This is a genomic window from Streptomyces sp. NBC_01261 (assembly GCF_036226385.1).
GTDB lineage: Bacteria > Actinomycetota > Actinomycetes > Streptomycetales > Streptomycetaceae > Streptomyces.
This window is the reverse complement of record NZ_CP108463.1, coordinates 1,659,879-1,679,367: the sequence shown is the minus strand read 5'-3', so window position 1 is coordinate 1,679,367 and position 19,489 is coordinate 1,659,879. Positions and strand designations below refer to the sequence as shown.

Sequence of the window (19,489 nt, the reverse complement as noted above, 5' to 3'; positions counted from 1 at the left end):
GGTTCGTCCGTCGGCCGGGTCAACGGGTGCGGATCCAGACCGTCTTCTCCCGCGTCCACTGGTCGAAGGCGTCAGTCGACTTCTCCGCGCCACCGAACCCGGACTGTTTCCAGCCGCCGAACGGGGTGGTGATGTCCCCCTCGCTGTACGCGTTCACGGAGACCACGCCCGCCTCGATGCGCCGGGCCAGCCGCAGCGCGGTGTCGAGGTCGCGGGTCCAGACGGAGGCGGCGAGCCCGTACTCGGTGGCATTGGCCATCCGCACCGCCTCGTCCTCCGGGCCGAAGGTCTCGACGGTGACCACGGGACCGAACAACTCCCTTGTGAGTACGGCGCTTTCGGCGGGCACGCGGGTGATCACCGTGGGCGGGTAGTAGGCGCCGCGCGCGGGCAGCCCGTGGGGGAGTCCCGCGGTGTGGATCTGGGCGCCGGCCGCCCGAGCGGCGTCCACGGCGCCGGCGACCCGGTCGAAGGCGGCGCGGTTGATGAGCGGTCCCTGCTGGGTGCGCGGGTCGGCCGGGTCGCCGATGACGAGATCCCGCGCGGCTGCCGTGAACCGCTCCACGACCTCCTCGGCGATGCTGTGGTGCACCAACACCCGTGAACCGGCGGTGCAGTTCTGCCCCATCGTCAGGAACGCGGCCTCGATCATGTCGCCGATGAGCTCGTCGCCGTAGGAGAGTGCGTCGGGCAGGAGGATCTGGGGGCTCTTGCCGCCCATCTCCAGGGAGACGCGCTTGAAGTTGCTGTCGGCGGCGGCCTTGAGGATGTGGCGGCCGGTGGCGGTGGAGCCGGTGAAGGAGAGGGCCTGGACGAGGGGGTCGCGGGCGAGGGCCGCACCGGCTTCGTCGCCGTAGCCGGGGAGGACCGTGAGCACGCCGTCGGGCAGGCCGGCCTCGGTGGCGAGGGCGGCCAGGTGGAGGGCCGAACGAGGGGTCGCCTCGGCGGGTTTGAGCAGAAGGCAGTTGCCCGCGGCGAGGGCGGGGCCGATCTTCCAACTGGCCATCGCCAAGGGGTAGTTCCAGGGGAGGATCGCCGCGCCCACGCCGACCGGTTCGCGGGTGACGAGGCCCAGGCCGTCGGGTCCGCTCGGTGCGATCCGGCCGAAGACCTTGTCCGCCGCCTCGGCGAACCAGCGGATCGACTCGATCGCGCCCGGCACGTCCCCCGTACGGCACTCCGTGATCGGCTTGCCCGCGTCCTCGCTGTCCAGCCGGGCGAGGAGCTCGGCGTCGCGTTGCATGAGGTCGGCCAGGCGAAGCAGTACGGCGGCACGTTCGCGGACGGGTCGGCGTGACCAGGCCCCGGTGTCGTAGGCGAGTTGGGCCTGTTCGGCGGCCTTGGTGATGTCGTCGGCGCTCGCCGCCGGGAAGGTGGTGATCGGTTCGCCGGTGGCGGGGGCGACGACGGTCAGGGTCGCGTTCGTGGTCATGCTTCCTCCACCAACTCCCAGCGCCCGTCGGTCTGTCGAGCCAGTCCGCGGCGGCGGAGTTCCTCCAGATAGCGGGCCATGCCGCGGTCGCCGCGCTTGCGGAACAGGGGGAAGATCCGGGGCAGGAGGTTCGGTACGAGCATCGCGCACCGCACGAGACGGGACTCGCCGGAGCGGGGGTAGGCCTCCAGACGAGGCCTGTCGAGGAGGCTCACGACGGCCGTGACTACGTTCGCGGGTTGTTGGGGCTGGTCCTGGAACTGCATGGAGTTGCCGCCGTCCACGGCCTCCTGGCGCAGCATGCGGGTGTCGGTCGCCGAGGGCAGCACCGACCCGGCCAGGATTCCCTTGCTCCGCAGGTCGAGGCCGATGGCGAGCATCGCGCCGCGCAGCCCGAACTTGGACGCCGTGTAGATCGGGGTCTCGCCCAGCGGGAAGATCCCGCCGAGGGAGACCGTGGTGACCACGCGGGCGTCCCGGGAGGCCTTCAGCAGGGGAATCGCGATCCGGGTCGCGACCAGCGGGGAGGTCAGGTTGAGGGTGATCTCCCGTTCGATGCTCTCGACACTGCGGACGTCGAAGCGCTCGGAGCTGGTCATCCCCACGTTGTTCACCAGCACGTCGAGACGGCCGTAGTCATCGGCGATCCGCTCGAACAGCCCCTCCACGGCGGTGCGTTGGAGCAGATCGCAGCCGATGCCGGTGTGTCCGGCGCCGGGCAGCTCGGCGGCCACCTTCTCCGCGCGGACCTCGTCGATGTCCACGACGACACAGCGCGCGCCGCCCGCGGCGAAGCGGTGGCACAGCGCGCTGCCGATGCCGCCCGCGCCGCCGGTGACCAGCATGACCTTGTCGGTGAAGTCGAACCTCCCGCTCATGCCGTCGCCTCCACGCGCTGGGCGGCGGACCGCACCGGCGGTGCCTGGCCCTCGGTGCGCCAGCCCAGCCGGCGGGCGACCTTGCCGAGGTACTTCACGAACGCCCCGCTGTCGACGTAACCGGTGTGACGCGGCGAGGCGACGAACTTCAGGCCGCCGGACAGATCGGGTCGGTCGGCGCGGATCATCTGGGTGAACCGCTCGGCGCTGGGCAGATCGTGACGCGCGTCGTTCAGATACCCGGCGATCAACTGCGCCTGGCTGTCGAAGAGTTGGTAGGCACCGGAATTGGTCTCCACGAACCCGATCCCGAACAGGCCGCGGTGCTCGCGTGAGAACGACGACAGATACAGGTCGGGATGCTGCTCGTCGCCGAAGTACCGCTGGGCGACCGGGACTTTGTGGACGTAGCCCGTCGCCAACAGGATCAGATCGAAGGCGTCGCTCGTTCCGTCCGTGAAGTGCACGGTGCTGCCCTCGGCGCGGGCTATGCCGGGCCTGGCGGTGATGTCGCCGTGCTGGAGGTGGTGGATCAGCATGGAGTTGATGGCCGGGTGGGTCTCGAAGAGTTTGTGGTCCGGCTTCTGCAGGCCAAGGCGGGTCGGATCGCCGTTGACGATCCGCAGGAGTCCGCCGAAGACGCGCTGTGCCAGCCACATCGGCAGGTGCGGGCCGCTGTTGGCGATGGTGTCCACCGGCATCCCGAACAGGTGCTTCGGGATGAACCAGTACCCGCGCCGCATGCTGATCACCGCGTGGTCCGCCGTCCGGGCCGCGTCGCAGGCGATGTCGCAGCCGGAGTTCCCCGCGCCCACGACCAGCACCCGCTTGCCGCGCAGCTCCTCCGCACTGCGATATCCGGCGGTGTGCCGGACCTCACCGCTGAACTCCCCCGGAATCTCAGGGATGTTGGGGTGCCACTGCGAGCCCGTGCACACCACGACCTGCCCGTGCAGGCTCTCCTGCCCGTCGGCCCGGACGACCGTCCAGGTGCCGTCCGCGTTCTTCTCGACGCTCTCCACCCCGACGCCGAACTCGATCCGGTCCGTCAGTCCGTAGGCGTCGGCGAAGGACCGCAGGTACGACAGGATCTGCCGGTGCGGCGGGTAGTCCGCGAAGTGGTCCGGCATCGGGAAACCGCCGAAGCCCGACAGGGTCCGGCTGGAGATGAAGTGGGCCGACTCGTACATCGGGCCGCCCGGGTTCTCGATGTCCCAGATACCACCGAGCCCGGTGTGCCGCTCCAGATGCCTGTACGGCAGGTTCCGCTCGGCCAGGGCCCGGGCGACGGCCAGCCCGGCGGGCCCCGCCCCGATCACACATGTGTCCAACCGGCTGTCTTCCTTCACGAGCCTGCCTCCTCGGTCGTCCCGTTCGACGGGTGGTGGAGGAAACGTATGCACTCGCTGAGCTGCGGGAACTGACCCGCGCGGCCAGGGACGGGACCTCAGCGGCCGAGGGGCGGTCAGGGGCGTCGGGCGGGCGTCGGGGCGCGCGCATCCCGACTGGTCCGGAGCGAATGCCGTACGTCGTCCAGAACGGGCTGAACCGGATCGGCGTGTTCGGCCTCGATGCCAAGGTCGGCACCGCGACCCTGCGCCGTACGATCACCGACCCGCGCTTCGACGTCCCTACGACCGCCGCCCGCGTTCACCGCTGTCGCCGTGTCGATCCGAGGTGACAGCGGGCGGGGCCCCGAAGACGCGCAACGGGGGCCCCGCCCATGGGTAGTTCGTGCCTCAGCGGTTCGGGGCCGATTCAACTGCCGCTGCGGCGGAGGCTGTTGGTGTCCCGGAGGCGGTGGTGTTCCCCTCCGTCACCGGAGTCGCCGTAGACGAAGAGACCTGCCGTGGGCGGCGCAGCAACAGCACGCAGACCAGGGCGGCGAGGAGGGTCAGCGAGGCGGCCACCACCAGGCACAGGCGCATGCCGTCGAGGAAGGAGTCGCTCAGGGCGGCCAGGGCCCGGCCGGTGTCCGGGCCGAGGTTCATGTGGGCGACGGCGCCGAGGCCGTCCGTGTCGGCGGTCGAGACGATGTTCTGCCGCGTCGCGCCCGTCACCCCGGCGTCGGTGAGGTGGCCGGGCAGGGTGTCGAGGGCCTTGGTGGTGAGCAGGGCGCCCAGGACGGCCGGGCCGAGCGCGCCGCCGACCTGGCGGAACGCGTTGTTTCCGGCCGCCGCCATCCCCGCCTGGTGATACGGCACGGAGGCCACGGCGGTCGCGGTCATCGGTGTCATGACGGTCCCGATGCCCAGGCCGAGCAGCGCCAGCCGCCAGGCGATGGACGCGAACGAGGTGTCGGCGTCGACGCCGGTCAGCGCGAACAGCGCGCCGGAGATGGCCAGGAGACCACCGGTGATCAGGACGCGCGGGGTGACCCGGTGCATCAGCCGGCCGACCGGCTGGCCGACCACGATCGCCGCCGCGGTGACCATGAGCAGCCGCAACGCCGCCTGGAGCGTGTCGAGTTGCTGCACCAGACCGAAGTAGAGGCTGAGGAGGAAGAAGAAGCCGATCAGCGCCAGGAACGCGATCATCGCGACCAGCGTGGTGGCGGTGAACGCCGGGCTGCGGAACAGCGTCAGGTCCAGCATCGGGCTGTCGCTGCGTCGCTCGGCGAGGACGAACGCGACCCCGCCGACCACCGCGGTGAACAGCGCCACCATGACCTTGACGTCCGTGAAGGAACCGGCGCCGCCCTCGATCACACCGTAGACCAGCGCGGTGATGGAGAGGGCGGCGGTGAGCTGGCCGGGCCAGTCCAGCTTGCGTCCGTGCGGGGCCCGGGAGTCGGGCAGCAGGCGGGCGGCTACGCCCAGCGCGATCAGCGGGACGGGGACGGAGACGAGGTAGATCCAGCGCCAGGCGGCGTGGTCGAGGATGACGCCTGCGATCAGCGGGCCGACGGCCAGCGCCGCCATCAGCGCGGTCGCCCACAGGCCGATGAACTTGCCGCGCTCCCGGTGGTCGGGCACCGCGTGGCTGATCAGCGCCAGGGTCGTCGGCAGCAGGGTCGCCGCGCCGAGACCGGCCAACGCCTGGCCGAGCCACAGGACGTGGACCGACTGCGCGGACAGGGCCACGGCCGCACCGGCGGCGGAGAACAACAGGCCGGCCTGGAAGACCTTCTTGCGTCCGTGCACATCGCCGAAGACGCCGGCGGTGAGGATGAACGCGGCCATGGGCAGCACGAACGCGTCCTGGACCCAGGCCAGTTGGGAGGTCGACGCGTTCAGTGCCGTCTGGATGGCGGGCAGGCTCACGGCGACCGTGGTCACCGGCAAGTAGGCGACGAAGACGCCGAGGCAGGCCATGACGAGGGTGGCCGCCCGCCGATCGGGCCGCCCGCTCGCCGGGGTCGTGACGTTCACGGGGAACTCTCCTTCTCGAATGCGGTGCCCTCGAACTCGAACAGGCACGCGCCCCAGGATCAGCTCCGCCATGGACAATCTCCAACGCACGACCGGAAAGCGGCGAGAAACCTCTATGCGAGGTCTCTGCGGTGGCAGACTTCCCTCATGATCGACGAATTCGACGGGAAAATCCTCCGCGCGCTGCAGTGCGCGCCGCGCGCCTCGTTCAGGCTGATCGGCGAGGTGGCCGGGGTCTCGGAGCAGACCGCCGCCCGTCGCTTCCACGCCCTGCGCCGTTCCGGGGTGATGCGGGTGGTCGGCCTGGTCGACCCCGCCGTCCACGGTGACGCGCGCTGGGTCGCCCGGATCCGCTGCCGTCCCGACCGGGTCGGCCCGCTCGCCGACGCGCTCGCCCGCCGGCCCGACATCGCCTACGCGGGCCTCGCGTCCGGCGGTTCGGAGATCATCTGCGTCATCAGCGCGCCGGTGCACGTGACACGCGACGACGTCCTGCTGCGTCAACTGCCCAAGTCCGCATCGGTACTCGACGTGACCATCGACCTGCTCATCCACTCCTTCGGCACATCAGGACCGAGCGACTGGACGGGCTACGGCGGTCACCTCACGCCCGAGCAGATCCGTCAACTCGTGGGCGAGCGGGCCGACTTCCCCACCGGACCGCCCGTACGCCTCACCGACGAGGACGCCCCGCTGCTCGACGCCCTCGCGGAGGACGGCCGCGCCACGCACACCCAACTCGCCGACCTCACCGGCTGGTCCACGGCTCGCGTGGCCCGCCGACTGGACGCCCTGGAGAACTCGGGGGCGCTCGCCTACGACGTCGAACTGCTCTCCGCGCGCCTCGGGTTCGCGCTCAACGCCACCCTGTGGCTGCGCGTCGCCCCGGCCCGCCTCGAACGCGTCGGCGAGGAACTCGCGGACCACGACGAGGTCGCCTTCGCCGCCGCCGTCAGCGGCGACTCCAATGTCATGGTCGTCGTCATCTGCCGCGACACGGAGCACCTGTACCGGTACCTGACCACCAAGGTCGCCGCCGTCGCGGGCATCGACGGCTATGGCGTGAGCATCCACGTCCACCGCCTCAAGCAGGCCGCGTCGCTCATCTCACGCGGGCGACTGGTGCCCCCGGCGTTCGCGTAGGGCGGCCGGGACGCACCGAACCGGACCACCCGCGGCGGCGGATGATCCGGCTCACAACTGCCGTACGCTGCACGCTACTTCGTGGCTACGGCGGCAGGTCGGCGGTGGCGGGTCAGCGCTTCGTGTAGATGAAGCCGACCTTGTCCAGCTCGTCGCCGGAGCGCCCGTGGAAGCCGGCGATCTGCCAGCCGGACGGGGCGGTGCGGGTCACGCAGTCCGAGGTGGTGGTGCCACCGGCCAGGGTGTTGCCCAGGTTGGTGGTGAACTTGGCGTAGAAGATCCGCGTGGTGTCGTTGTACTTGCTCTCGCACAGGTACGCCGTCGTCACGTACTCGCCGCTGCCCAGCGTCAGCGAGGACGCGGTGCCGCCCGTGCCGCCGTGGGTGAGGGTGGTGCCGCCTGCGAGGGTGATGCCGACCTGGTCGACGCGGGAGCCGGAGCGCAGCGAGATCTTGGTGGCGCGGGCGGCGGCCGGGACGCTGTCGATGTCCTGGTAGTAGTCGCCGTGCGGGCCGCCGAACTGTTCGCTGAGCTGGTAGTCCGCGTTCTGCGACCAGGTGAAGCCGACCGTGATCGGGTCGTGGTCGGAGAGCATCAGGCCGTCCGAGGTCAGGAACTTGGCGTGCTCGTTGTTGTACGACGTCGCGTTGAGCGTGACCAGCTTGCTGCTGCGGTAGAGGACCTTGTCCACGACCTCGCAGGTGTTGGGCACGGTGGCCCCGGTCTGGTCGCACACCAGCGCGTCGCTGCCCTTGACCGGCGCGACGCCGCCGCGGATCAACTTGACCCAGGCGTCGGTGAGTCCGTTGGCCGCGCCGAACTCCGCGATGGTGTCGGCGGAGCGGGTGTAACGGGTGTTGGTGTCACCCATGACGACGACCGCGTTGCCCGCCGAGTGGGACTGGATGAACGTGGTGAGCTGGCTGAGGTTGTCCGCGCGGGAGGCCTCGTCGCCGTCGTTCGTACCCGCGTTGGTGTGCAGGTTGTAGAAGTCGACGTACACCCCCTCGGACAGCCGCTCCCGCATGAAGCTGAAGCCCTTCGGCGTCAGGCAGTCGCCCGAGTCGATCTGGCAGGAGTTCCAGTGGACGCGCTCGAAGTCGTCGCCGTCCCAGGCGTAGTTGGAGACGGTGTTGAGCCCGCTGCCGATACCGGCACCGCCGCTGGTCGCGGTGCGGTACGGGTGGGTGTCGGTGGAGTACAGGTAGGCGTGGTAGTTGAAGTCCTCCTGCACGTTCACGATGTCGTACGGGGCGATGCGCGTGCCAATCGCGGTGGTGCTCGTGTCGCGCGGCGTGGAAGCGCTGGACAACGACTCCGGGAGCCCGGCGACGTTGTAGCTGAGCACGCTGAAGCTGCCCGACGTCGCGGCGGCGGCCGGGGTCGCGGCGGCCACCGTGAGCCCACCCAGGGCCGCGGCTGCGGTCGCCAGACAGGCGAGAAGTCTGCGCATGGGGAAGTGCCTCCTGCGGAGTGACAGAGGGGGAGGGTGATGCGGCGAGCATGTCAAAATGTAGCGACAAGCGCTTGCTATGACTCCCCCTCAGCGGCACCGAATCAGGAATTCCGCGTGGCGCCGAGATGGCCAACTCCTCTTGTGTGCCCGTTTGTTGTCGGTGCGGGGGGATACGGTCCACAGGTAGGGGACAGGGCATCCACATCACCGGGGACGGCTGTCGGAGAACGAGGCGAGGTGGGGGCGGGAACCCGCTCTCTTCCGACCACCGCCCCTGACCGCCACGGCCACCGCTACGGCCGCGCCAAGTGCCGCATCGTCAGCGCCAGTTGCAGCCGCAGCCGCCCCTGCGGAGTGCGTACCGGCCAGCCCAGCAGAGACTCCGCGTGGGTCAACCGGTCCTGGAGTGTGGAGTGGTGGACGTTGATCTCGACGGCCGCCGCGCGCAGGCTCGTGGTAGTGGCCACGGCGTTCAAAGTGGCCAGCAGCCAGGGCGCGTTGGCCGCCGCCGCTTCCACGTCGTGGACGTCGGGCGGCGGGTCGGCACCCGGTGCGACCAGTCCGGCGAGGAGTGCGATGCCGCCCAGCTCGTCGGCGTGCACGATGCGGTGGCCGGGGTCCTGCGCGGTGCCGTCGGCGGTGAAGCGCAGGGCGGTGCGGGCGGCGGCCCAGGAGCGGGGCAGGTCCAGTACGGGGACTGCGGGGCCGATGCCCAGGCGACCGGCGGGCAACTCGGCGTCCGCGTGCGGTGGTTGAGGGCAGAGGCCGTCCGGGGCTGTCTGCGGATCACTGTCCGACACGGGTCGCGTGCCGGACGTACCCGTCGTCTCCCGCGGCGCGGCGACGACCCGGGGCGCTCCGTCGAGCGGGGCGACGACCCTGGCCCGGGTCGCGGGGTCGGCCGGGTCGAGGCCGAGGCGGCGGGCCGCGTGCAGCCGGGCCGCCTCGGGAGCGGTCGCGTCGAGAAGGGTCTCGACCAGCTCCGGGTCGTCGACGGGAACCCGGCCCCGGGTGCGATCGAGCACGAGCCGTACGGCACCGGCGGCCCGCTCCAGGATCACCGCGTCGACGACACTGGGCGCGGCCTGAGCCGTACGCTCCAGCCAGAGCGCGGAAGCCCCGCCCGGCGTCAGCGCGGCGGACGGCCAGGAGGGATCCGGCGGCGTCGCACTGTCCCTGCGCGTACCGTCCGCCTCGACCCGCACCCGGACCCGCCGCTCGGCGTCGACCAGCCGCGCGGCACAGCCGGCCAGCACCGCCGCCCCGCGCACCAGCGCCTCAAGCCCGGCCCGCGACTCGGCGAGCCGATCGAAGTACCCGATGACCCGCACGGCGGCACCGGCGTCCGGATCCAGCGCGGTCAGGCGCCCGGCCAGCTCTTTCATATGCCCATGGTGCGGCATGCCACCGGCGGAGAGGAGGGACAGGACATGCGTATCGCGGGCCGTTCCTGGAGGGCGGTGACCGAGGAGCTTCCCCGGCGTGCCGCTCGTGCATGGCGCGCCGTGCGTCACGGCGGCCGTGCTCCCACGTCGCCGTCGGTTCACGTACCTCGCCTGAGCCGCCTGAGCCGCCTGCGACATCGCGGCCCGGGGCGAGGATCCTGGGAGGCCGTGGAAGCCCCCCGGCCGGCCCGGAGTCCCCGCGGCACACCCCTGTCACCCCAGCCGCACCCCGCTCTCAACCCGCCCCCAACAGCCTCCGCAGCCAACTCACATGTGCCGCTCGGGCCGCCTGCGACACCGCCGCCTGGGGAGCGAACCCGTCGAAGCCGTGGAAGCCGCCCGGCCAGACATGGAGTTCGGCGATGCCGCCCGACTGCCAGAGGCGGGACGCGTACGTGACCACCTCGTCGCGGAAGGTCTCGGCGGAGCCCACGTCCAGGAAGGCCGGAGGGAGACCCGTGAGGTCCTCCGCCCGGGCCGGGGCCGCGTACGGCGAGACGTCGGGGGTGCCGCGGCGGTCGCCGAGCAGGGCCGTCCAGCCGGTCTCGTTGGCTGTGCGGTCCCAGACGCCGACGCCGGCCATCTGGTGGGCGGACGGGGTGTCGTTGCGGTCGTCGAGCATCGGGCAGAGCAGGAGCTGGCCGATGGGACGCGGGCCGCCGCGGTCCCGCGTGAGCAACGCCAGCGCGGCCGACAGGCCGCCGCCGGCGCTCGCGCCCATGATGACGATCCGTTCCGGATCGCCGCCGATCTCCTTCGCGTGCTCCGCCGTCCACAGCAGACCGGCGTACACGTCCTCGATCGGCGCGGGATGAGGGTGTTCGGGCGCCAGCCGGTACTCCACCGAGACCACCACCGCGTCCAGTTCGCGTGCGTAGTCCAGCGCGCCGGTCACCCCGACCCGCCGGTCGCCGAGCACCATTCCGCCGCCGTGCACGTGATAGACGACGGGCAGCGCCCCGGCCGTGGCCGGCGCGGTCGGACGGCAGATCAGCAGCGAGATCGCGGGCTCGCCGACCGGACCCGGCACCTCCCGGTCCTCGATGTCGAAGGCCCCGCCCATCGTCAGATCCAGCTCGGCGGACTGCGTGATCATCGGACCCCGACGGATCTCGTCGATGTCCTCCATCGTCATCCCGGGCGAGATGAACTCTCTGATCAGCTCCAGCGCCGCGGCGAGTTCGGGGTCGAAAGGCGGCGGAGGCGGGACGGACGTCATGTGGTTCTCCTGACGCTGGGTGCGGCGGCTCGTACGGCCATACTCCGCGTATCCACCCCCGATCCGCCCTCCGCCGGACGGCGGAACCTCCCCGCCGTCCGGCGGGTGCCTTGTCAGGACGTGACCTGTTGTTCACCTTCGGGACGTGGAAGGGATCATCCGCGCCAACAACGATGTCAAGATCCCATATGCACCAGGAGCACCACCCGTGAACATCTCCCTGACCGTCTGGCTGCTGACGATCGCCGCCCTGTGCGCCCTCGTCGGCGTCGACTTCCTCATCGGCCGCAAACCCCACGACGTGTCCATCAGGGAAGCCGGCGTCTGGACCGTCGTCTGGGTCGTCCTGGCCTGCCTGTTCGGGCTCGGAGTGCTGGTCTACGGCGGGAGCGGGCCGACCGGGGAGTTCTTCGCCGGGTACATCACCGAGAAGTCGCTGAGCGTCGACAACCTCTTCGTCTTCGTGCTGATCATGGGCAAGTTCGCGGTGCCGTCCCAGTACCAGCAGCGGGTGCTCATGGTCGGCGTCCTCGTCGCCCTGGTGCTGCGCGCCGGCTTCATCGCGGCCGGTGCCGCGATCATCTCCACGTTCTCCTGGGTGTTCTACCTCTTCGGCGCGTTCCTGATCTGGACCGCCTGGAAGCTGGTCCAGGACGCCCGCAAGGGCCACGGGAACGACGAGTACGAGGAGAACAAGCTCCTCAAGATCGCCGAACGCCGCTTCGGCGTGGCCGACCGCTACCACGGCACCAAGCTGTTCATCCGGGAGAACGGCAAGCGGATCATGACCCCGATGCTGGTCGTGATGCTCGCCATCGGCTCCACCGACGTGCTCTTCGCCCTCGACTCCATCCCCGCGATCTACGGCCTCACCCAGGACCCGTACATCGTCTTCACCGCCAACGCCTTCGCCCTGATGGGCCTGCGCCAGCTGTACTTCCTCATCGGCGGCCTGCTGAAGAAACTCGTCCACCTCAGCTACGGCCTGTCGATCATCCTCGGCTTCATCGGCGTCAAGCTCGTGCTGCACGCCCTGCACGAGTCCGGTGTGCACGTCCCGCAGATCTCCATCCCCTTCTCCCTCGGCTTCATCGTGCTGGTCCTCGCGGTGACGACGTTCACCAGCCTGCGCGCCACGCGGACGCGGAGCGCTTGACTTCGAGAGCGCTCGAAGACCTACCGTCACGAGGGACGGTGAAGGTCCGGGTGGACCACGAAGCGCACTGAGAAGTTGACCGTGAAAGGGAGTTGGGCATGCGGGTCGGCGTACACATCAACCGGTTCAACCATCCCGGAGGGCCGGCGTCGGTCGGGCCCGAGCTGGCCGCCGCGGGCGCCGCGGCGGAGGCGGCGGGCGTCAGCTGGCTCTCGGTGATGGACCACTACTTCCAGATGGAGTTCAACGGCGGCGCCGAGGACGACATGCTGGAGGCCTACACGACCCTGGGCTATCTCGCGGGCCGCACGTCCACGGTCCAACTGGGCGCGCTGGTCACGGGGGTGACGTACCGTCAGCCCGGACTGCTCGCGAAGATCGCCACCACGCTCGACGTCCTGTCCGGCGGCCGGGCCACGCTCGGCATCGGTGCGGCCTGGTACGACCGGGAGCACCACGGTCTCGGCGTGCCCTATCCGCCGGTCGCGGAGCGGTTCGAGCGGCTGGAGGAGACCCTGCGGATCTGTCTGCAGATGTGGGACCCGGAGACGAACGGCCCCTTCGAGGGCAAGCACTACCGGCTCGCCGAGACCCTGTGCGTCCCCGCGCCGATCAGCAGCCCGCACCCCGAGATCATGATCGGTGGTGGCGGGGAGAAGAAGACCCTCCGGCTGGTCGCCCAGTACGCCGACGCCTGCAACCTGATCGTGGCGACGCCGGACGAACTGCGCCACAAGCTCGATGTGCTGCGCGGTCACTGCGACAACCTGGGGCGCGACTACGACCGTATCCGCAAGACGATCGTCCACACCGGCGAGTCGGTCACCACGGGCGACCTCGACGCGTTCCTGCGGGAGATCGACGGCTTCACGAAGCTCGGTGTCGACACGGTGATCCTGGGTCCGCGCACCGGCGAACCGGTCGAGTGGATCGAGCGGTTCGTGGCACCGGCGGTGCCGCGCCTGGCCGAACTGGACTGACCGGAGCGGCCGTTGGGACAAGAAGGGGGCCGGAGTCCAGGTGGACTCCGGCCCCTTCGGCTGTGCGGCGGGGTGCCTGGATCAGGCGGCGACGGCCTCGCCCGCGTGGCCGTGCAGCTTGGTGAGGACCTCGGTCAGCTGGGCGACGACCTCGGCGTCGTCGGACGGGTGGGTCTCGGCGAAGCGGACCACGGAACCGGGGATCGAGAGCTTGATCTCCTCGATGACCTTGCCGCCGGCGATGCCCACGGCCTTGCGGGTCTCGTCCTGCGCCCACACGCCGCCGAACTGGCCGTAGGCGGTGCCGACGACGACGACCGGCTTGCCGCCGAAGCCGCTGGCGCCGTAGGGGCGGGACAGCCAGTCGATGGCGTTCTTCAGGACGGCCGGGATGGTGCCGTTGTACTCGGGGGAGAAGAAGAGGAACGCGTCGGCGGATCCGGCGGCCGCGCGGAGCTTGGCGGCGGCGGCCGGAACGTCGCCCTCGACGTCGATGTCCTCGTTGTAGAACGGGATCTCGGCGAGACCCTCGAAGATCTCGATGTCGGCGCCCTCGGGCGCGAACTTCACGGCGGCCTCGGCGAGCTGGCGGTTGTGCGAGCCGGCACGCAGGCTGCCGACGAGCGCGAGGATACGAACAGACATGGGGGACTCCAAGAGGGGGGCTGAAACACTGCCGTTACGATCCGGACCGAGGTCCGCTTAAAAGTTGTACCAGGCTAAGCGGACCGCGGTCCAGTTCTGTTCCCAGTGCTTTACGCTGTCTTCATGTCCAGCGCCCTGCCGCCCTTTCCGAAGCCCGAGGAGTCGATAGGCGAACCCCAGTTGCTGGAGGTCCGTTCCTACGCCGACGAGCCCTGCCTGCGTGCCGACGCGGCCCGCAACCGCGCCAAGCTGCTGGAGGCCGCCGCCCGGCTGATCGCCGAGCACGGGGCGGCCGGCGTGACCATGGAGGCGGTGGCCGCCGCCGCCCAGGTCGGCAAAGGGACCGTCTTCCGCCGCTTCGGCGACCGCACCGGCCTGCTGATGGCGCTGCTCGACCACTCCGCGCAGACGCTCCAGGCCGACTTCCTCGGCGGCCCGCCCCCGCTGGGCCCCGGAGCCCCGCCGGTCGAGCGGCTGCGTGCCTTCGGCGTCGCCGTGCTGTACCGCCATGCCGAGCAGCTGGACCTGCAGATGGCCGCACAGCCCGAGCCCTCCCGCCGGTTCGCCCACTCGGCGCTCCGGGCCCTGCGCACCCACGTCACGATGCTGCTGCGGCAGATCCTCCCGGACGCCGACCACGAGTTGCTGTCCCAGACGCTCATGGCGTATCTGGACCCGGCCCTGATCCACCATCTGACCCGGCAGTGCGGGATGCCCATGGAGCGGCTTGAGGCGGGCTGGACCGACCTCGTCGCCCGCGTCACCCGTACGCAGCCGCCCAGTTGAGCCCGTCCCGCTGAACAACCCGCCCCGCTGAACAGCCCGGCTCAGCCGAGGCCGGCGAAGAAGTCGAGCATGCCCTGCGGGGAGTCCTCGCCGAACATCAGGATCCCGTTCGCCGCGGACTCGGCCGCCGATTCCTCGCTGCGCGGGAACAGCTTCTCCTCGTAGGCGGCCAGCGCGGCCTCGGTGGCGCCCGGGTGCGCGGCCAGCGCCTCGCCCAGTTCGGCCCCGTCGAACATGGCCAGGTTGGCGCCCACACCCGCGAACGGCGACATCAGATGGGCCGCGTCGCCGAGCAGTGTGACGCCGGGGATCCGCTCCCAGCGGTGCCCGATCGGCAGGGCGTGGATGTGCCGCGGGGTCAGTGGCCCGTCCGCGTCGGCGAGCAGCGCCCGCAGACTCTTGTCCCAGTCCGCGAAGTGCCCCAGGGTGTACGCCTTCCCCGCCTCGGTGTCCGTGAAGTCGACGCCGTCGAACGCGTCCTCGGGGACGGCCAGCGCCACGTAGATGTGCAGGCTGCCGTCGGTCTCGCGGTGGGCCAGGAAGCCCTTGTCCGCGCCGAGCGCCATCATCATGCCGCCGCCGACGACCTCGGCGCTCACGGGATGCCGTACGTCGGCGTCCGGCAGGTCCACCTCGACGAACGAGATGCCGACGTACGCGGGCTTCGCGTCCGAGAGCAGGGGCCGCACCCTGGACCAGGCGCCGTCCGCGCCGATCAGCAGATCGGTGGTGAAGGAGGTGCCGTCCGCGAGTGTCACCTCGTGCCGGCCGCCGTCGAGCGGGCGGGCGCCGGTGACCTTCGCGCCCCAGCGGACGGTGCCCTCGGGCAGCGAGCCGAGCAGCAGGTCGCGCAGCTGGCCGCGGTCCACCTCGGGGCGCCCGCCGGTGCCGTCGTCGGGGTCGTCCAGGAGGACCGTGCCGGTCCTGTCGAGGACGCGGGTGCTCTCGCCGCCCGCGTGGACCAGTGCGCGGAACTCCTCGTACAGGCCGGCCGCGCGCAGCGCCGGCTGGCCCGAGTCGTCGTGGATGTCGAGCATGCCGCCCTGGGTGCGCGCGGCGGGGGAGGCGTCCAGGTCGAGGACGGCGGCCTCGATGCCGTGCACGTGCAGGACCCTGGCGAGCGTGAGCCCGCCGAGTCCGCCGCCGACGATCGCGATGGGGTGATGGGGGGTGGTCATGATGGCCTCCGTGAAGTGGGCGGTAAACAGGGTCAGTTGGGAACGGCGGTCCGCTCGATCCCGTTGATCAGTGCCTGGAACCGCCAGGACAGGCGGGCCAGAGGCGCCCCGGCGAGCAGGTCGCCGGAGCGGGCCGCGATGTGTGGGTGGGTCCGCTCGGACACGGTGCGCACGGCGTCGGTCAGGGTGTCCCAGTCGTCCCGGGCGGTGTCGTCGCCCGAGTGCTCGGCGGCCGTCGCGGTGGCCTGCTGGAGCAGCAGGTCCACGCCCCACGCCGCTTGTGCCGGTGGGACGCCGCCCTCGTCGAGCAGGGCCAGCAGGGTCTCGATCAGGTTCAGGTAGTGCGGGCCGCTGGGCCAGGCCGTCAGTGCCGAACGGGCGAGACTCGGGTGCTCGAAGAGCATCGCGGTGTACGCCGTGAGGACCTGCTCGATCCGCTCGCGCCAGGACCCCTCGGTGGGTGCCCGTCCGATCGTGCCGAGCAGCTCGTCCAGCACGGCAGCGTGCAGCTCCGCGGTGTTGCGGACGTACACGTACAACGAGGCCGGACCGGTGTCGAGCTCCTGGGCCAGGCGCCGCATGGTGACCTTCTTCAGACCTTCCGCACGCAGTACCGCGACGGCGGCGGCGACGATGCCCTCCCTGCTCAGGGCGGGTTTCGCCGGCCGGTCACGGCGGCTGCGCGGGGCGTCGGGGCGAGCTGTCATGTCTCCACGATAACGAACATGTTCGCTCCGAACAAGTTCGTGACGAACATGTTCGTAAAATACCGGACCATGCTGCTCTCGTGACGGCCGTTCCCCCGCCGCACTCCTCGGCCCCGGCTTCTGCCAAGATGCCGTACGTCATGGTGCAGATACCGAAAACGCCCGCAGCTCCGTCGCCCGCAGCGCGCTCCGTGCCCACGAGCGCCGATGTGGCCCGCCTGGCCGGCGTCTCACGCGCGACCGTCTCCTACGTCCTCAACAACACCAGCGCCGTACGGATCAGCGAACCCACCCGGCGCCGCGTGCACGAGGCCGCCAAGGAACTCGGGTACGTCCCGCACGCGGCGGCCCGCAGTCTGCGCGCCGGGCACAGCCGCATGGTGCTGATGCCGGCGCCGACCATGCCGGTGGGACTCCTCTACAGCCAGTTCATCAACGAACTCCAGTGGGCGCTCAGCCGCCTCGACTACACGGTCGTGCAGCACGGGTCCGTCGGTCTGCGCGGCGACGAGGCCGCCCGCGCCTGGGCCGAACTGCGCCCGGTCGCCGTCCTGGTGCCCGGCGCGGGGCTCGGCCCGCAGGGCGTCGAGGTCCTCAAGCGCTCCGGTGCGCGGGCCGTCCTCACCCTCGGCCCCGAGAAGGTCGAGGGCGCGCACGCCCTGCTCCTGGACCACGAGGGCGTCGGCCACTGCGCCGGTGCGCATCTGTACGGCCGCGGCCGGCGCCGGATCGGCGTGGTCGTGCCCGAGGAACCCGGCATGGGGGTCTTCTCCCGGCCCCGCGTCGAGGGGGTGCGCCGCGCCCTGCTCGGCACGGACGCCACGGTGACCGAACTCCCGCTCGCCTACAGCGAGGAGAGCGCCGCCCGGACCGCCGTCCGCTGGCGCGCCCTCGGCCTCGACGCGGTGTTCACCTACAACGACGAGTACGCGATGCTGCTGATGCGCGCCCTCCAGGACGAGGGCATCCGCATCCCCGAGGACACGGCCGTGATCGGCGCCGACGACCTCATGATCGGCCGCCTGCTGCGCCCGCGCCTGAGCACCGTCCACATCCAACTGCCGTCCGGCCACGAACTGGCCGAGCTCGTCGACACCGCGGTCCGCGAACCGGGCGCGGTACCGGGCACACACGAACTCCTCGGCGCGTCGGTGGTACACCGCGACTCCAGCTGACCCGGGTCGGGGAACCGCGCCCGGCGCGAATCGGCCGTACGCGACCGGGGCCGGTCCGGCGGAGCAGGTCCGAGGGAAACGGCGGTGCCTGACCAGCACCGGTGAGCGGGGTGCGGGGCGCGTCCTGCCGGGCGGTGAGGGCGAGCGTGCGGCGAGGCGGTCGGCCCGCGTGGGCGGTCGCGTGAGCCGACCGACCGCATCGCCCTCCTGGAGCGTCCCGGCAGGTTCGCCCGAGTCGTTCCGCTCGATCCGCCCGGCGACCGCGCCCGGGGCGATCCGGCCGTAGGCGACTAGGATGTTGCGTGCTCAACCAGATGGGGATGCGTGCGGACACCGGACGCGGCTCGCAGGTCTGTGCCGGATCACCGCATCCCGTCGCGCGGTCGCCCAACGGGCCGCGAAGACACGGGACTCGCGCTGCCCGGGTGGGTCCCGCCGGTGACGGATCGGAGAACCGCCATGACTCTGCTCGACCCCAAGACCTGGCAGCCCCGCGCCCTCTCGGGCCCCGAGTACCCGGTCACCGAGCCCGCCACCGGCGACACGCTCGGCACCGTCACGCTCGCCGCCGCCGAGGACATACGGCCGGCCGTCCAGGTGGCCCTTGCCGCGCAGGCCGAGTGGGCGCGCGTCCCGCACTTCGTCCGCGCCGGTGTGCTGCGCCGGGCCGGTGACCTGTTCGCCGCGCACGCCGAGGAGTTGCGCGAGTGGCTCGTGCGGGAGTCCGGGTCGATCCCCGGCAAGGCGGACTTCGAACTGCACGTCGCCGCCCAGGAGTGCTACGAGGCCGCCGCGCTCGCCTCCCGCCCCGCCGGACAGGTCCTGCCCACGGAGGCGCCCCGGCTGTCGTACACCCGCCGCATCCCGGTCGGGGTCGTCGGCGTGATCGCGCCGTTCAACGCCCCGCTGATCCTCTCCATCCGCTCGGTCGCCCCGGCGCTCGCGCTCGGCAACGGGGTCGTCCTCAAGCCGGACCCGCGCACGGCGGTCTGCGGGGGACTGTCGCTCGCGGCGGTCTTCGCGGAGGCGGGCCTGCCCGAGGAACTGTTCCACGTACTGCCCGGTGGCGCCGACGTGGGAGCCGCGCTGGTCGCCGATCCGCAGGTGCCCGTGATCTCCTTCACCGGCTCAACCGCCGCCGGGCGCGCGGTCGGTGAGGCGGCGGGGCGTCATCTCAAGCGCGCGCACCTGGAGTTGGGCGGGAACTCGGCCCTGATCGTGCTGGCGGACGCGGACCTGGACGCGGTGATCTCGACGGCGGCCTGGGGTTCGTTCTTCCACCAGGGCCAGATCTGCATGACGACCGGCCGCCATCTCGTCCACGAGTCGCTCTACGAGGAGTACGTCGAACGCCTCGCCGCCAAGGCCGACCTGCTGGCCGTGGGCGACCCGCATCGCGCGCAGGTGCACCTCGGGCCGATCATCGACGGTGCTCAACTGGCCAAGATCCACGGCCTGGTCGAGGCCAGCACGGCAACGGGCGCCAGGCTGGCGGCCGGTGGCACCCACGAGGACCTCTTCTACCGGCCGACGGTCCTCGCCGACGTGGGCGACGACACCCCCGCCTACGCGGAGGAGGTCTTCGGCCCGGTCGCGCCGGTACGGTCCTTCGCCACCCCCGATGAGGCGGCGGCGCTGGCCGCGACGGGACCGTACGGCCTGTCGCTCGGGATCGTCACGCGCGACAGCGCCCGCGGCCTGGACCTGGCGGAACGCATCCCCACCGGGATCGTCCACATCAACGACCAGACCGTGAACGACGAGGCCGTGGCCCCCTTCGGCGGGGTCGCCGCCTCCGGCACCGGCGCCCGCTTCGGCGGCGAGGCCAACCTGGAGGCCTTCACCGACGTGCGCTGGACGACGGTGCGCGGGGACGTGGCGTCGTACCCCTTCTAGTACTGACGAAGAGGCCAGTACT

At 71.3% G+C, this 19,489-nt stretch carries 16 protein-coding genes and 1 pseudogene; 7 read left to right on the top strand and 10 right to left on the bottom strand.

What is annotated here, in order from left to right; all coding sequences use genetic code 11:
• Nucleotides 1–19: 19 nt before the first annotated feature.
• From OG226_RS07420 to OG226_RS07410, 3 genes are read right to left on the bottom strand one after another with little or no spacing between them, the layout of a single operon-like run.
• Complete coding sequence (locus OG226_RS07420; protein WP_329348345.1) at nt 20–1,432, bottom strand: aldehyde dehydrogenase family protein; 1,413 nt, start codon at nt 1,430–1,432, stop codon at nt 20–22.
• The gene (locus OG226_RS07415; protein WP_329348344.1) at nt 1,429–2,310 is read right to left on the bottom strand and encodes an SDR family NAD(P)-dependent oxidoreductase; all 882 of its coding nucleotides are present in this window, start codon (nt 2,308–2,310) and stop codon (nt 1,429–1,431) included. The genes OG226_RS07420 and OG226_RS07415 overlap by 4 nt, the downstream gene beginning before the upstream one ends.
• Nucleotides 2,307–3,659, bottom strand: coding sequence for a flavin-containing monooxygenase (locus OG226_RS07410; RefSeq protein ID WP_443066875.1), 1,353 nt, complete (start codon nt 3,657–3,659; stop codon nt 2,307–2,309). Before OG226_RS07410 ends, OG226_RS07415 begins: the two co-directional genes overlap by 4 nt.
• Before the next feature lie 167 nt (nt 3,660–3,826).
• Here OG226_RS07410 and OG226_RS07405 point away from each other — a divergent pair.
• Nucleotides 3,827–3,991, top strand: a pseudogene (locus tag OG226_RS07405) (superoxide dismutase); the annotation flags it as partial.
• Between the two features lie 58 nt (nt 3,992–4,049).
• Here the strand turns inward: OG226_RS07405 and OG226_RS07400 are convergent.
• The gene (locus OG226_RS07400; protein ID WP_443066874.1) at nt 4,050–5,681 is read right to left on the bottom strand and encodes an MFS transporter; all 1,632 of its coding nucleotides are present in this window, start codon (nt 5,679–5,681) and stop codon (nt 4,050–4,052) included.
• A gap of 147 nt (nt 5,682–5,828) precedes the next feature.
• Here OG226_RS07400 and OG226_RS07395 point away from each other — a divergent pair, with 147 nt between their 5' ends.
• A complete protein-coding gene (locus OG226_RS07395; protein WP_329348343.1) occupies nt 5,829–6,824 on the top strand; it encodes an Lrp/AsnC family transcriptional regulator in 996 nt (331 codons plus the stop codon).
• A 112-nt stretch (nt 6,825–6,936) separates the two neighbouring features.
• On the opposite strand, the gene OG226_RS07390 is transcribed toward OG226_RS07395, so the two are convergent.
• The 3 genes from OG226_RS07390 to OG226_RS07380 form a co-directional block, all read right to left on the bottom strand.
• Nucleotides 6,937–8,277, bottom strand: coding sequence for a jacalin-like lectin (locus tag OG226_RS07390; protein WP_328675917.1), 1,341 nt, complete (start codon nt 8,275–8,277; stop codon nt 6,937–6,939).
• A gap of 296 nt (nt 8,278–8,573) precedes the next feature.
• Entirely contained in the window at nt 8,574–9,665 is a 1,092-nt protein-coding gene (locus OG226_RS07385) for a helix-turn-helix domain-containing protein (RefSeq protein WP_328675916.1), read from the bottom strand.
• A 295-nt stretch (nt 9,666–9,960) separates the two neighbouring features.
• Nucleotides 9,961–10,944 (bottom strand): alpha/beta hydrolase, encoded by a 984-nt coding sequence (locus OG226_RS07380; protein ID WP_329348341.1) that lies wholly within the window; start codon nt 10,942–10,944, stop codon nt 9,961–9,963.
• Between the two features lie 208 nt (nt 10,945–11,152).
• Between OG226_RS07380 and OG226_RS07375 the strand changes: the two genes are divergently transcribed.
• Both OG226_RS07375 and OG226_RS07370 read left to right on the top strand, forming a co-directional pair.
• A complete protein-coding gene (locus OG226_RS07375) occupies nt 11,153–12,100 on the top strand; it encodes a TerC family protein (RefSeq protein ID WP_329348340.1) in 948 nt (315 codons plus the stop codon).
• Between the two features lie 98 nt (nt 12,101–12,198).
• Nucleotides 12,199–13,080, top strand: a complete 882-nt coding sequence (locus tag OG226_RS07370) for an LLM class F420-dependent oxidoreductase (RefSeq protein ID WP_328675913.1) — start codon at nt 12,199–12,201, stop codon at nt 13,078–13,080.
• An 81-nt stretch (nt 13,081–13,161) separates the two neighbouring features.
• Here the strand turns inward: OG226_RS07370 and OG226_RS07365 are convergent, their stop codons facing one another.
• A complete protein-coding gene (locus tag OG226_RS07365) occupies nt 13,162–13,725 on the bottom strand; it encodes an NAD(P)H-dependent oxidoreductase (RefSeq protein WP_328675912.1) in 564 nt (187 codons plus the stop codon).
• Nucleotides 13,726–13,830: 105 nt separating this feature from the next.
• Between OG226_RS07365 and OG226_RS07360 the strand changes: the two genes are divergently transcribed.
• Nucleotides 13,831–14,511 (top strand): TetR/AcrR family transcriptional regulator, encoded by a 681-nt coding sequence (locus OG226_RS07360; RefSeq protein ID WP_329348338.1) that lies wholly within the window; start codon nt 13,831–13,833, stop codon nt 14,509–14,511.
• A gap of 41 nt (nt 14,512–14,552) precedes the next feature.
• Here OG226_RS07360 and OG226_RS07355 read toward each other — a convergent pair whose 3' ends face one another.
• Together OG226_RS07355 and OG226_RS07350 are read right to left on the bottom strand one after the other, a co-directional pair.
• Nucleotides 14,553–15,689, bottom strand: a complete 1,137-nt coding sequence (locus tag OG226_RS07355; RefSeq protein ID WP_328675910.1) for an FAD-dependent oxidoreductase — start codon at nt 15,687–15,689, stop codon at nt 14,553–14,555.
• Between the two features lie 32 nt (nt 15,690–15,721).
• Nucleotides 15,722–16,396 carry a TetR/AcrR family transcriptional regulator gene (locus OG226_RS07350; RefSeq protein WP_328675909.1) on the bottom strand — a complete coding sequence of 225 codons (675 nt, stop codon included), beginning with the start codon at nt 16,394–16,396 and terminating at the stop codon, nt 15,722–15,724.
• A gap of 140 nt (nt 16,397–16,536) precedes the next feature.
• Between OG226_RS07350 and OG226_RS07345 the strand changes: the two genes are divergently transcribed.
• Nucleotides 16,537–17,571, top strand: coding sequence for a LacI family DNA-binding transcriptional regulator (locus OG226_RS07345; RefSeq protein ID WP_328686248.1), 1,035 nt, complete (start codon nt 16,537–16,539; stop codon nt 17,569–17,571).
• 459 nt (nt 17,572–18,030) lie between these two features.
• Entirely contained in the window at nt 18,031–19,467 is a 1,437-nt protein-coding gene (locus tag OG226_RS07340) for a benzaldehyde dehydrogenase (RefSeq protein ID WP_329348336.1), read from the top strand.
• The last annotated feature ends 22 nt before the right edge of the window (nt 19,468–19,489 follow it).

Coding starts and splice junctions, on each gene's coding strand:
- OG226_RS07340 (WP_329348336.1), top strand. CDS start 18,031: ATGACTCTGCTCGACCCCAAGACCTGGCAGCCCCGCGCCCTCTCGGGC.
- OG226_RS07395 (WP_329348343.1), top strand. CDS start 5,829: ATGATCGACGAATTCGACGGGAAAATCCTCCGCGCGCTGCAGTGCGCG.
- OG226_RS07420 (WP_329348345.1), bottom strand. CDS start 1,432: ATGACCACGAACGCGACCCTGACCGTCGTCGCCCCCGCCACCGGCGAA.
- OG226_RS07350 (WP_328675909.1), bottom strand. CDS start 16,396: ATGACAGCTCGCCCCGACGCCCCGCGCAGCCGCCGTGACCGGCCGGCG.
- OG226_RS07370 (WP_328675913.1), top strand. CDS start 12,199: ATGCGGGTCGGCGTACACATCAACCGGTTCAACCATCCCGGAGGGCCG.
- OG226_RS07380 (WP_329348341.1), bottom strand. CDS start 10,944: ATGACGTCCGTCCCGCCTCCGCCGCCTTTCGACCCCGAACTCGCCGCG.
- OG226_RS07385 (WP_328675916.1), bottom strand. CDS start 9,665: ATGAAAGAGCTGGCCGGGCGCCTGACCGCGCTGGATCCGGACGCCGGT.
- OG226_RS07355 (WP_328675910.1), bottom strand. CDS start 15,689: ATGACCACCCCCCATCACCCCATCGCGATCGTCGGCGGCGGACTCGGC.
- OG226_RS07390 (WP_328675917.1), bottom strand. CDS start 8,277: ATGCGCAGACTTCTCGCCTGTCTGGCGACCGCAGCCGCGGCCCTGGGT.
- OG226_RS07415 (WP_329348344.1), bottom strand. CDS start 2,310: ATGAGCGGGAGGTTCGACTTCACCGACAAGGTCATGCTGGTCACCGGC.
- OG226_RS07345 (WP_328686248.1), top strand. CDS start 16,537: ATGGTGCAGATACCGAAAACGCCCGCAGCTCCGTCGCCCGCAGCGCGC.
- OG226_RS07365 (WP_328675912.1), bottom strand. CDS start 13,725: ATGTCTGTTCGTATCCTCGCGCTCGTCGGCAGCCTGCGTGCCGGCTCG.